The following is a 12,069-nucleotide window of genomic DNA, read 5'->3' as shown; positions in this document are numbered from 1 at the left end:
CTGAAGCGATACCGCACCGCGGTGCTGCGACACGATCCCGACGACAGCGCGAATACAGGTCAGCCCCGGCTAAAAGCCGGGGATGACCTGTATTTCTGTGTTCCGGCGGCTCCGGGACCTACTTGGCCGGGTTCACCGGGGGCTGATTGATGGTGGTGAAGTACTGGACCGCGGCAGCGATCGCCGCCGGTGCGGTGATCAGGATCTGGCCCGCGAGGGTACCCAGCGCGCCGACGGCGACGATGCCGCCGAGGCAGCCGATGGCCGCCGCGGGAATGAATGCGCCGAACAGACCGACGATCGTCGCTGCGGCCACCGTCGCACCGGCGATACCGCCGAGCACACAGCCGACGGCGCCGCCACCGAGACCGCCGACCAAGGTGCCCAGCGTGGCGCCCATGGTGATCGTGCTGGTCAACCGCGACCAGGCGGCCTGCTCACGGTCGTACGGGGTCTTCCACGGCGCAGTGTTCTCGTACGGCAGGGAGACCGGCTTGTAGGTCGCGTGCGCCCTGTCGAACTGCGGCGTCAGGGTGGCCGTGCGGCCGGCGATGTCGGCCGCGATCGGGAACTCGAAGTCATCGACCCGGAAAGTCAGCGGCATGCCGGCGACCACGGTGCCGTTGGCGGCCTTGACCTTGAAAATGCCGTTCTGCACGACCAACGATCCGGCATCGGTTGTGACGATCGACCGGGTGTCGGTGGCGTGGGCGGTGAAGCCGACCGCGTGCTGCGCCGGGGGCGCAGCGCCGGCGGAACCGGACGCGATCCCGACCGCGGCCACCAAACCCGCAGTCACGGTGACGATTTTCCTCATCTTTTTTTCTTTCCTCCCGGCTGCTCATTTGGACGACGCGCCGGGTGCGCCGGATGCCCGGCGCGAGAGCACCGGGCGGATCTGTCCATCGATGTGCTGTCCGGTCTCCGTGAGACCCACATCACTTCCGGGTAGGAAGTGCTGGAACGGTGCCCCAGCGCGTCGCGCGATGTCAATGGATCGGGTCCGCTCAGCTGACCGGCCGACTTCAAGGGCTGGTCGACTTCGCCTCCGGTTTGCTCAGCGGACCTCATTCGTTTTCAGAACCGGGCGGCTGCTCGATACTCACTCCTCGACCGTTCCCGCACATCGAGATAGGCACCGAATGCCCGAGAAGACCGGACAGGTCACCGGATTCCTCCGACCGGAGATATCGGACGGGGTTGGGACCGTCACGATCGACCGCCCGCCGGCGAACGCTTTCGATCCCGCGTTGATCGCGGAATTCCTGGCGGTGCTCGCGCCGCTCGTGCATGACCCCGACGTGCGGTGCATCGTCCTGCGAGGTACCGGCAGATTCTTCGTCGCGGGCGCCGACATCACGGTCATGCGTGAACTCACCGAAGCCACCCAGCGGGCGATGCGTCCGTGGGTCGAGGTCCAGCGGATGCTCGAGACCGCACCGAAGCCCGTCCTGGCGGCCCTCAACGGACATGCGTTGGGCGGCGGAGCCGAACTCGCTCTGGCGTGTGACATGCGGATGATGACGGAGTCCGCGACCATCGGCTTTCCCGAGATCTCGCTCGGCTTGTTTCCCGGCGCGGGCGGCAGCCAGCGTTTGCCCCGGCTGCTGGGCGCGCACCGGGCCAAGCTGCTCATGATCGAAGGCGCCCGCCTCACCGCCACGGACGCGCTGCACATCGGGCTGGTGGACCGGGTGGTTCCCGACGCCGAATTCGACGACTGCGTCCGCTCGACCGCACATGCTTTGGCGGCCAAGCCGACTCGCACGATCGGTCTGCTCAAACGCGTTGTGCGCGAGGGCGCTTCGTTACCACTCGAGCAGGCACTCGACGTCGAGTTCGCGGCGGTGCTCGAGCTGATCCGGACAGCCGATGCCGCGGAGGGCCTGCAGGCGTTCCTCGACAAACGTCCGCCTACTTTCACCGGTCGCTGACCCGAGAATCCGAAGGGATCCCACACATGATCAGAGTTCTCCGGCGATACGGGGTCGCCGTGGTGGCGACAGTCGCGGCTATCACGATCGCCGCCACCGCGTGCACCCGGCCGGCCACGCAGGCTGTCGGCAACGCGGGCGACCTGGTTCGCATCTCGGTCGGCGTCGACCCCTCGTACGCGCCGATCTTCCTCGCCGACAGCGAGGGCATGTTCGCCAAGGCAGGGCTGCATGTGCAGGTCATCCAGACCGAGGGCGGCGCGGCCGGGGCGCAGAACGTGGTGGCGGGCACCTCGGAACTGTCCGGGAACGCGGACTCCACCGCGCTCACCGTCATGGCCGGTAATCCCGGACTCCGGGCGCTCGGCGTGTACGAGGATTCCGATCGATACTTCCGGGTGGTGCTGCGCAACGGCGTCACGCCGAAGTCCATCCGGAAGATGGGCGTCTTCCCGGGTATCGGGCTGTACTTCACCGACCGCTACCTGCGCAGCGTGGGTCTGGATCCGGCGTCGGTGACCCTCGTGACGACCAGTCCTCCCGAACAGCCCGCCCTGCTGGCACGCGGCGATATCGACGGGTTCATCTCCTTCGATCCCTGGGTCTCACGAGCGGTGGCCACGGGCGGGCAGATCGCCGGGACGACAGGCAACTTCGGCGCGAAATACTCGCAGTGGCTGCTGGCGTCACAGAGCTGGCTCTCGGGCCACGAGAAACTCGCCGGACAGGTGTTCCGCGTGATCGCGCAGGCCGCGGACATCATCGCGGCGGATCCCGACCGGGCGGCGAAGGCTGTGGCGAACGCCATCCACATGACTCCGGCCGAAGCTCGCGGCCAGCTGACCCAGATCGATTTCAAGGGACGCGATTTCACGTCCGCCGATATCCAGCAAGCACGAGAACTGGTGGACTTCTTCCGCGGTCAGGGAAAGCTGAGCGGGCAGATCGATCCGCAGGGGGTCATGCTCAGCGGCTGGTTCCCCCGCAACGCGCGGTAGGCGCCGGGCGAGGCCCGGCCGGCAGAACACAATCATGACCCTCCATCGGCCCCCGGCCGTCGTGCCCGGTGCAGCGCCGCGGGAGGCTCGCACACCGTACGGAATGGAGTACCAGTGGCCGAATCCACTGTCCGCGTCGTGGAACTGTCGAGCCCGTTCACTCGATTCGCCGGGCGAATACTCGTCGGTCTGGGCTACGAGGTCATCCTGGTCGAGCCCCCGGATGGCGACCCGGCCCGCCGCGAACTCGACGGATACGCGTTCGCCCACTGGCACGCGGGTAAGCGGTCGGTCGTGCTGGATCTGGCCGCCGAGGACGATCGGGACGCGCTCGGGCGTCTGGTCGCGGGCGCGGACATCCTGCTCGACGGCACCGACGTTCGATCGAAAATGCCTGCCACCCAGCATGATTCACCGGTACACGTTCGCGTGACGCCATTCGGCGAGTCCGGCCCGCACAGCTCTTGGGCAGCAACGAATCTCACGGTTGCCGCGATGGGCGGCATGATGGCGCAGGTCGGTACGCCCGACGCCCCGCCGCTGTGCTTGCCCGAAGGACAGGCCGAGCAACTGGCCGGGGTCAACGCGGCGATCGGCGCGCTGCTCGGCCTGCGCGCCCGGCGTTTCGGCCCAGCGCCGTTCGTCGACATCTCGGCGCAGGAGTGCGTCGCGGCGAGCCTGGAAGCGGGCACCCTGGCATACCTGCACGAGGATCGTGTTCCCGGTCGGCCGGGACGGGTGCATCCACTGGTGCCACACGGATTGTTCACCGCCGCGGACGGTTTCCTCGGCGGCGGACTCGGCGGCAGCCCCCGGATGTGGGACGAAACGCTGCGCTGGCTGATCGAGGAGGGAGCGCAGGAGGACCTGGACGACCCGCGCTGGTGCGATCCGGTGGAACGGAAAATCCACCAGGAGCATATTTTCGCTGTCCTGCAACGCTTTCTGGCGAAATGGCCGAAAGAGGAGTTCGCCGTCCGCGCACAGGAACGCAAACTGCCCTGGGCCGCGGTGGACGGTCCCGCCGAACTGCTCGTCAATCCGCAACTGAACGACCGCGACTTCTTCCTGGATGTGGTCTCCGGCGACGAGGTGACTCGTGATCTGGGCTTCGGCTTCGCGTTCCCGGAAGGGCGGCGGATCCGTGAACTCGTGGTACCCCGGCTCGGCGCCGACCAATCGCTGATATCCGAAAAACGCACTGTCACAGGTTCATTCCCGAAACAAGACGCGCAGTCCGGCAGGCGCAGCCTCGACGGCATCCGGGTGCTCGACCTGACCTGGGTCCTGGCCGGCCCCTACTGCACCAGAATTCTCGCTGATCACGGCGCCGAGGTCATCAAGGTCGAATCGCTGGGCCGCCCGGACCCGACGCGCTTCTCCCCCGCCATGCACCTGTCCCGCGGCCCGCACGACGATCCCGACACCAGCGGCTATTTCAACGACGTCAACCGGAACAAGCGCAGTATCACCCTCGATACCCGCACACCCGAGGGTCTGGCGGTACTCGCCGACCTGATCGCCGCCAGCGATGTCGTGATCGAGAACTTCAGCTCGTCGGTGCTGCAGAAGATGGGGCTCGGCTACCAGCGGCTTCGCGAACTGCGACCCGACATCGTGTACGTCTCGATGTCGGGCATGGGCCACACCGGGCCACGCAGCAGCTGGGTGTCGTACGCGGACATCGTCTCGGCCAGTACCGGTCTGACGGCGTTGACCGGTTGGGATGCCGACGACGTGGTCGGCGTCATCTACGGCCACGGCGATATCGTGGCCGGACTGCAGGCCGCGACGGCCACCCTGGCCGCGCTCGAACACCGCGACCGCACCGGCCGCGGCCAGCATGTGGACCTCTCGCAGCTCGAGGCGATGGCCGCACACATGGGCACCGCGGTGATCCGGTCGACCGGGACCGGGCAGGTTCCCGAACCCAAGGGGAACGCCGAGGACGCGTGGTCGCCACACGGCGTGTTCCGCTGTCTGGGCTCCGATCGCTGGGTGACGATCGCGGTGCGCCACGACGCCGACTGGCGTGCCCTGTGCGAGCTGATCGAACGCCCCGAATGGGCGGATGCCGACGAGTTCCGCACCGCCGAACAACGGCGGGCGCGCGACTCGGAGATCACCGCGGCGATCACCGCGTGGACCAGGACGTTGCCCGTCCAGACGGTCACCGAGACCCTGCAAGACGCGGACGTGCCCGCGGGCTCGGTACAGGACGGCCGAGATCTGGTCGACAGCGATGTCCATCTGCGCGCTCGCGGTTTCTACGTGCGGCGCGCACACCCCCGCGCGGGCGCCTTCCTGCACGAGGCCGCCCCCGTCCGGATGAATCGTACGGTCAGTGAAATCCGTACCGCCGCACCACTTCTGGGTGCCGACACCGATTCGGTTCTGCACGACGTGCTGCGGTACCCACCTGACCGGATCGCGCAGCTGCGTGCGGCGTCGATCCTCTCCTGAACCACTCACCCGCACACGAAGGAGATATATGCGCGCCGCGCGGCTACACAGTTTCGGTGAGGCACCTGTCCTCGACGACATCGACATCCCCGCCCGGAAGGCGGGCCAGACCCTGGTGCGGATCGACGCGGCTGCGCTCGGCCACCTCGACATGACCGTGGCCAGTGGCACATTCGACATCAAGCCACCACTGCCGCACATCGGCGGCACCGACGGCGCCGCGACGGTCGTCGAGTCGGACACCTTCGCCGCGGGGACGCGGGTGCTGGTCCGGGGCGGCGGCATCGGGCTCACCAAGAACGGTTGCTGGGCAGAGTATCTCGTCGCGGCGGACAGAGCATTCACGCCGTTCGACTCCGATCTCCCGCCCGAGGTGGCGGCGACCTTCTTCCTGCCCAGCACCACCGGGTACGTCGCCGTACACGACATCGCGGAGGTCCGTGCCGGAGAACGCGTGATCGTGTCCGGCGCGTCGGGTGCGGTCGGCTCGATGGCCGCCCAATTCGCCCTGCTCGCCGGTGCCGCGGATGTGATCGGCGTGGTCCCCCGGCAGGACCAGGTGGAGTTGCTGCCCGACGGGGTACGCCCGGTCGTCGGCCGGGGCTCCGCACTGGCCGAGCAACTCGGTGACGAGCCCGTCGCCGAGGTCCTGATCGACACCCTCGGGGGCGATGTGCTGCCCCCGCTGCTCGGCCGCGTCGTGCCGGGGGGACGGGCCGCGCTGATCGGCTACACACTGGGCACCGAACTGGCTCTCGATCTGCCCAACTGGCTGCTGAGCGACGTGAAGATCCTGCCGGTCAACATGATTCGCAAGGGAGCCCGGCAGGCCGAACTCGCTCCCGACCTGATCGGCAAGCTCGCCGGAGGTGAGGTGCGGCTGGCGGTGCAACAGTTCCCGCTCGACCGGGTCGCCGACGCCCTGCAACTGATGCGCGAAGGCAAGGTGGCCGGGCGCGCCGTCGTCGTGCCATGAGCAGCGAGGCGCTTCACGGCGAACCGGGACTTCCCGCGGCGATGACCATTCCCGCACTCCTGGTTCTGCGGGCCGAGGAGTGCGGGGAGCGGATCGCGGTGCGTGCCGGGCCGGTCGCGGTGAGCTATCGCGAGCTTCTGGCGCGGGCAGCATCCATGGCGAAAGCCCTACACGCGCAAGGAGTTCGAGCCGGAGACAGGGTCGCGGCACTGCTGGACAATCGCGTGGAACTCGTCGACCTGTTCCTCGGCTGCTCATGGCTGGGAGCCGTCGTGGTGCCGTTGAATGTGGCTTTGCGGGGCGAGGGTCTGCGCCACGTACTCGTCGAGTCGGGGGCGCGCCGGCTGCTGACCGAGCCACGGTATGCCGCACAGGTCGAGGCGACGCGGTTCGCGGGCGTGTGCTGGCTGGCCGGCTCGGATACTGCCCCCCGGGTCGATTCGGCGATGACCGATCCGCCCCGCGCACCGGCACCGGTGACCGATCTCGATCTCGCCGCGGTGCTGTTCACCTCGGGCACCACCGGCCCGCCCAAGGGCGTTCGCTGCCCGCACGCCCAATTCCTCTGGTGGGGTGCGGGAGTCGGGCGCTCGCTGGGTCTGCGTGCGGGCGACGTCCTGTACAACTGCCTGCCGCTGTTCCACACCAACGCCCTGGGCACGCTGTTCCAGGCGCTGGTCTGGCGCGGCACTTTCGTACTGGGAGAACGATTTTCGGCAAGCGGTTACTGGTCCGCGGTGCAGGAGTCCGGCGCCACGGTGACCTATCTGCTCGGCGCCATGGTGCCCATGCTGATGAACCGGCCGCCGTCCCCGAGCGAGCGGGCCCACCGGGTCACCCGGGCGCTGTCGCCCGCCACGCCGGCGCACCTGTACGAACCGTTCCGCAACCGCTTCGGCATCGACCTCATCGACGGATTCGGTACCACCGAAACGAATCTCGTCCTCGGGTCGCTGCCGGGACGGCGTCGGGACGGCTTCGTCGGCACCGTGCTGGACGGCTACGAAGCCGGGGTGGTCGACCAGGGCCGTCCCGTCGCCGACGGCGCCCCGGGCGAACTGGTGGTCCGGAGCCTGCGGCGCGGTGGATTCGCGGCCGGGTATCTCGGTGATGCCGTCCCGGCGGAAGGCGCCTGGCTGCGCACCGGAGACCGGGTGATCCGCGGCCCGGACGGCTGGTTCCGATATGTCGACCGGCTCAAGGACGTGATTCGCCGGCGCGGGGAGAACATCTCGGCGACCGAGGTGGAGTCGGTACTGTCCCGGCACCCGCACGTCGCGCAGGTCGCGGTCTTCCCGGTGCCGTCCGAGCTCGCGGAGGACGAGGTGATGGCCGCGATCGTGCCGCGCGAGGCCACCGTGCTCGACCCCGCGGACCTGTTGCGCTTCGCCGAGGCCGACCTCGCCTACTTCGCGCTCCCCCGCTACGTCGACCTGGTGACGAGACTTCCGCTCACCGAGACCGGCAAGGTGCGCAAGCAGGAGTTACGGGCTCGCGGGGTCGGGCCGGACACCTGGGACGCGCAGCGCGAAGGCTTCCGGCCGACCCGTACGCGATAGCGGAGTCAGCGCCCGCACCCGTTGAACGAACACATCGCGGCACTGCACGCACTCTCGCGCGGCGCCGTCTCACCCGCGGTATGCGTGCAGCGCATCGCGTGCAGTGTCCGCGTGATACCCACACCCGCGGTCCGCAGAGCGCCGGTGATGCGGCTGACGTTGAGCCGGGCGGTGGGCGCGGTGACCGACAGGGCGCCCGCGAGCACGCGCGGGCCGCTGAACACCGGCACGGCGACGCTCATGTAGCCGAGCCGGGTCTCCTCGACCTCGACCGCCAGTTGCTCCTTGCGCATCCGCTCGAGCTGGGTGCGCAGCACACCCACGGACATGGTGGTGCGGCGGGTGAGCGCGGTGAACCCCTGCTCGACGACCTCGTCGAACACCGACGGGGGCGAGAACGCCAGGATGATCTTGCCGGTGGCCGTGCAGTACAGCGGCAATCGGCCCGCAACACGCGACTGCTCGTTGAGCCCGCGGTGACCGACGATCTTCTCGATATACAGCACGTCGATACCGTCCCGAACCGCGAAATGCACCGTTTCCTGCGTGGCCAGCAGTAGATCCTCCATGTACGGCAGCGCCGCGTCGCGCAGGATCCGCTGCCGGGGCACGAGCTGACCGAGTTCGAACAACCGCAGACCCAGCCGGTACTTGGTGCCCGCTCGTTCGAGCAGGCCCCACTCCACCAACTCGCCGGCCAGCCGATAGACCGACGCTTTCGCCACGCCGCTGCGGCGGGTCAGTTCGGTCAGGGACAGATCACTGCTTTCACTGTCGAACGTGTCGAGAATCAGTCGGGCTTTGCCGAGCACGGTGGGCATGTCGGTGCCGGACTGCTGGGCTTGCGCAATCGGCACTACCGGTCCGATTCCACCGGGTCCTCGAGTGGCTGTCGTCAAGGGATACCTCCTGGTGGGCCGCGGCGAGCGGAACTTGTCGATTCGGCCGACCGCGGGCGCGCTCACCTGATGTCGTCACGCTACGGGCCGAATGCCATGAGAGGCACGTCACAGGGTTCGCTCAGTGGACCCGTTTCACAGTGTTTACATCGGCCCCGGTGACCTCTATCGATGCCAGGAACTCCCGCGTCGCCGAGGCTATTGCCGCGGCCTCGCGCTCGATGAGCGCGACGGTACCGTTCTCGATCGTGGCGCTGCGGACCGAGCGGGCCGCGGTGAGGTGGGCGCTCAGCACCGGGAGGTTGGGCATGGAGAACGGATCCTCGCCCGCACCGATCAGGAGTACGGGGGCGGTCACCGAACCGATCCGGTCCTCCATCCGGTAGCGGGCGCATGCGCGGTGCCCCTCGGCCGGGTCGACGCCGGGGGCGAGGGCGTCGCGGACGAACCGGTCCAGTAACCCCGCGACCGGTGCCGGATAGTACGGTCTGCGCAGTTCCCAGAGCGTCCGCAGATGCGCACCGTCCTCGCTCTGCTGCGCGCGGTCCACACCGGCTCCGGTGGCGTGGTCGGTACGGTAGCGCTCGTCCGTCCACGGACAGGACGACAGCACCACCGCGGCGATCCGTTCGCTGCCGGTGGCAGCCAGCTCGAGCGCCACCGCGGCGCCGGTGTGATGCCCGAGAACGGCGGCATGGTCGACGCCGATCGCGTCGAGCAGTTCCCACGCACCCTGGGCGTAGAGCTCGATGGTCTGCGGCGCAAGGAGTTTCGCGCTCGCGCCGAAACCCACCATGTCCATCGCGATCACGCGGTGCTCGTCGGCGAGCAACGGGATCAATTCCCGGAATTCGTCCCAGGAGCGAGGCGTCTGGTGCAGTAGGAGCAGTACCGGACCGTCCCCTTGCTCCGCGTAGTGCAGCTGACCGAAAGACGTGTCCGCATAAGCGAATCGGAGGTTCGCGCCCATCAGTACGCCGCCACCATCGGTGTGTCGACGCCGACCGCGTCGATCTTCGCCGCGCCACCCGGATTGCCCACCGGCTCGGTCCGGGTCGGCAGGATATCCAGGAAGAACCTCTTGTTGTCCTCCTTGAATTCCGGTGCGGCCTTGCGGTCCACGGTGATCGCCTCCACCGGGCAGGCCAATTCGCATGCGCCGCAGTCGATGCACTCGTTCGGGTTGATGTACAGCTTGCGCTCGCCCTCGTAAATGCAATCGACCGGGCATTCCTCCATGCACGAGCGGTCGGTGTAGTCGATGCAGGCCTCGCCTATCACGAATGCCATCTGTCAGTCCTCCTGTTCGGTGGAATGCCCCGGGAAGATCTCCGCGTCCGGATCCAGGACGGCCGCCGCGTTGTTCACCGCGGTGGCAGCCTCCCCGAAACCGACCGCGATCAGACGAACCTTCCCGGGATAGTCGGTGATGTCGCCGGCCGCGTACACGCGCGCGAGATTGGTTTCCATGCGGGTGTTCACGACGATGTGCCGAGAATCGATGTCGAGTCCCCATTCGGTCAGCGGACCCAGATCCGCGGTGAAACCCAGTGCGGCGATGACGGATTGGGCGGGCAGAGTGGTCGTCGAGCGGTCGAGTTTGTGCGCGATGTCGACCTCGGCGATCCAGCCGTTGCCGCGCACGGCCGCGACGTCGGCGTTGACCAGTACCCGCACCGAGCTGTCGGACACCTTGGCCACGGTCGATCGGTGCGCCCGGAACCTGTCGCGTCGGTGGACCAGGGTCACCGAGTTGGCGATCGGCTCGAGATGGACGGCCCAGTCGAACGCGCTGTCGCCGCCGCCGACGATCACCACATCCTTCCCCTCGTGCACCGACGGGTCGGGAACGAAGTAACTCAGTCCCCGATCGAGGAAGTCCAGGCCCTTCGTCAGCGGCCGGGGTGTGAAGGTGCCGATACCACCGGTGAGGACGACCGCGCCCGCGGTGATGGTGCGTCCCTTGCTCGTCGCGACGACCGCATTGCCGGACGCGTCGTGGGACAGGCTCAACGCCTGCTCCCCGAGCAGATAGACCGGGTCGAACGGTGCGGCCTGCGCGAGCAACCCGTCGATCAGGTCACGACCTCGCACGGACGGGAATCCCGCGATATCGAGAATGGACTTCTCCGGGTACATCGCGCTCACCTGCCCGCCCGGCTCGGCGAGCGCGTCCAGCACGGCAACGCGCAGCCCGCGGAAACCCGCGTAGTACGCGCCGTAGAGTCCCGCCGGGCCGGCGCCGACGACAAGGATGTCGACGTCGAGTTCGGTGGTGGTCGAGAGGAGGGGCGATTCGTTCACAGCGCGAACGCTAATCAGCTTACGGCCCTTGATAAATGAACTCGGTCCGGTCAGCAGACTCCGTCCGGATCGAGTTCGGCGCAGGAAACGGGCCCGGCAGCCACACGAAGTGGCCGCCGGGCCCGGCGGATGGAAATGACGGATCGTTCTTCAGGCGGCGAACAATTCCGGTTCCTCCGCCGCGATCTTCTGGATGATGGTCGAGTACGCGAACCAGCCGACCTTCTCGGTACCCACCGCCGCATAGGTCTGAGCCGCGATCTTGTCGTGCAGGACAACCGGTTCCCCGGCCGCGCGGGCGGTCAGTTCGGCCTGCATCGAGCGTTCCATCGACACGTACCACCACACGGCGCTCTCCACCGAGGTGCCGACGGTCAGATGTCCGTGGTTGGTGAGTATCACGGCCTTGTTGGCGCCGAGCGCCTGCGCGATACGGCGGCCTTCCTCCTCGTCGAGTGCGACGCCGTGGTACTCCTCGTAGATCGAGTGGTCGTCGTGAAATGCGCAGGCGTCCTGCGTGATCGGAGACAGCAAGCGGTGCAGCGAGGAGAACGCCTTGCCCTGCAATCCGTGGGCGTGCACGGCGCCGACGACCTCCGGCCTGGCCTCGTGCACTTTCGAGTGGATCACGAACGCCGCCCGGTTCAGCGGGCCCCGGCCGGACAGGATCGTGCCGTCCGAGGCGACGTGGAGCAGTTCATCGGGCGTCACCGTGGCGAAATGCCGTCCGAAGGGCGCGGTCCAGAAAGTATCGGGGCGTTCGGGGTCGCGTGCGGTGATGTGCCCGGAGATGCCTTCGTCGAGCCCGAAACGCGACAGGATGCGATAGCCGCCGATCACCGCGGTTTTGCGGCGCCGCCGTTCCTCGTCGAGATCATCCGAGTCCGGGCGGCCCGGGATCCCGGCCAGCTCGGCGATTGTAGGAGGCTGATCCAT

The 12,069-nt window shown here is 68.0% G+C and carries 11 protein-coding genes; 5 read left to right on the top strand and 6 right to left on the bottom strand.

Annotated features, from left to right (window positions below):
• Nucleotides 1-118: 118 nt before the first annotated feature.
• Nucleotides 119-817, bottom strand: coding sequence for a DUF8020 domain-containing protein (locus tag NM2_RS24655; RefSeq protein WP_067673283.1), 699 nt, complete (start codon nucleotides 815-817; stop codon nucleotides 119-121).
• Between the two features lie 325 nt (nucleotides 818-1,142).
• Here NM2_RS24655 and NM2_RS24650 point away from each other — a divergent pair, with 325 nt between their 5' ends.
• The 5 genes from NM2_RS24650 to NM2_RS24630 all read left to right on the top strand — a co-directional run bounded on the left by NM2_RS24650 (nucleotide 1,143) and on the right by NM2_RS24630 (nucleotide 7,930).
• The gene (locus NM2_RS24650) at nucleotides 1,143-1,934 is read left to right on the top strand and encodes an enoyl-CoA hydratase/isomerase family protein (protein ID WP_067673281.1); all 792 of its coding nucleotides are present in this window, start codon (nucleotides 1,143-1,145) and stop codon (nucleotides 1,932-1,934) included.
• 26 nt (nucleotides 1,935-1,960) lie between these two features.
• Complete coding sequence (locus tag NM2_RS24645) at nucleotides 1,961-2,932, top strand: ABC transporter substrate-binding protein (RefSeq protein WP_067673279.1); 972 nt, start codon at nucleotides 1,961-1,963, stop codon at nucleotides 2,930-2,932.
• 114 nt (nucleotides 2,933-3,046) lie between these two features.
• On the top strand, nucleotides 3,047-5,395 hold the full coding sequence (locus NM2_RS24640; RefSeq protein ID WP_067673278.1) for a CaiB/BaiF CoA-transferase family protein: 2,349 nt from the start codon (nucleotides 3,047-3,049) through the stop codon (nucleotides 5,393-5,395).
• A 28-nt stretch (nucleotides 5,396-5,423) separates the two neighbouring features.
• Complete coding sequence (locus NM2_RS24635) at nucleotides 5,424-6,371, top strand: quinone oxidoreductase family protein (RefSeq protein WP_067673276.1); 948 nt, start codon at nucleotides 5,424-5,426, stop codon at nucleotides 6,369-6,371.
• Entirely contained in the window at nucleotides 6,368-7,930 is a 1,563-nt protein-coding gene (locus NM2_RS24630) for an AMP-binding protein (RefSeq protein WP_067673274.1), read from the top strand. Before NM2_RS24635 ends, NM2_RS24630 begins: the two co-directional genes overlap by 4 nt.
• Nucleotides 7,931-7,935: 5 nt before the next feature.
• Here NM2_RS24630 and NM2_RS24625 read toward each other — a convergent pair whose 3' ends face one another.
• From NM2_RS24625 to NM2_RS24605, 5 genes are all read right to left on the bottom strand, one after another.
• Nucleotides 7,936-8,751, bottom strand: a complete 816-nt coding sequence (locus NM2_RS24625; protein WP_084531517.1) for an IclR family transcriptional regulator — start codon at nucleotides 8,749-8,751, stop codon at nucleotides 7,936-7,938.
• A 199-nt stretch (nucleotides 8,752-8,950) separates the two neighbouring features.
• A complete protein-coding gene (locus tag NM2_RS24620; RefSeq protein ID WP_067673273.1) occupies nucleotides 8,951-9,799 on the bottom strand; it encodes an alpha/beta fold hydrolase in 849 nt (282 codons plus the stop codon).
• Nucleotides 9,799-10,119 carry a ferredoxin gene (fdxA, locus tag NM2_RS24615; protein ID WP_040832015.1) on the bottom strand — a complete coding sequence of 107 codons (321 nt, stop codon included), beginning with the start codon at nucleotides 10,117-10,119 and terminating at the stop codon, nucleotides 9,799-9,801. The genes NM2_RS24620 and fdxA overlap by 1 nt, the downstream gene beginning before the upstream one ends.
• A gap of 3 nt (nucleotides 10,120-10,122) precedes the next feature.
• On the bottom strand, nucleotides 10,123-11,133 hold the full coding sequence (locus NM2_RS24610) for an NAD(P)/FAD-dependent oxidoreductase (protein ID WP_067673270.1): 1,011 nt from the start codon (nucleotides 11,131-11,133) through the stop codon (nucleotides 10,123-10,125).
• 150 nt (nucleotides 11,134-11,283) lie between these two features.
• On the bottom strand, nucleotides 11,284-12,069 hold the full coding sequence (locus NM2_RS24605; RefSeq protein ID WP_067673268.1) for a class II aldolase/adducin family protein: 786 nt from the start codon (nucleotides 12,067-12,069) through the stop codon (nucleotides 11,284-11,286).

Origin of the sequence: Nocardia miyunensis NBRC 108239, from assembly GCF_001613065.1 — a bacterium.
GTDB lineage: Bacteria > Actinomycetota > Actinomycetes > Mycobacteriales > Mycobacteriaceae > Nocardia > Nocardia miyunensis.
The sequence above is the reverse complement of the archived record's forward strand: the minus strand, read 5'-3'. Positions and strand labels throughout refer to the sequence as shown.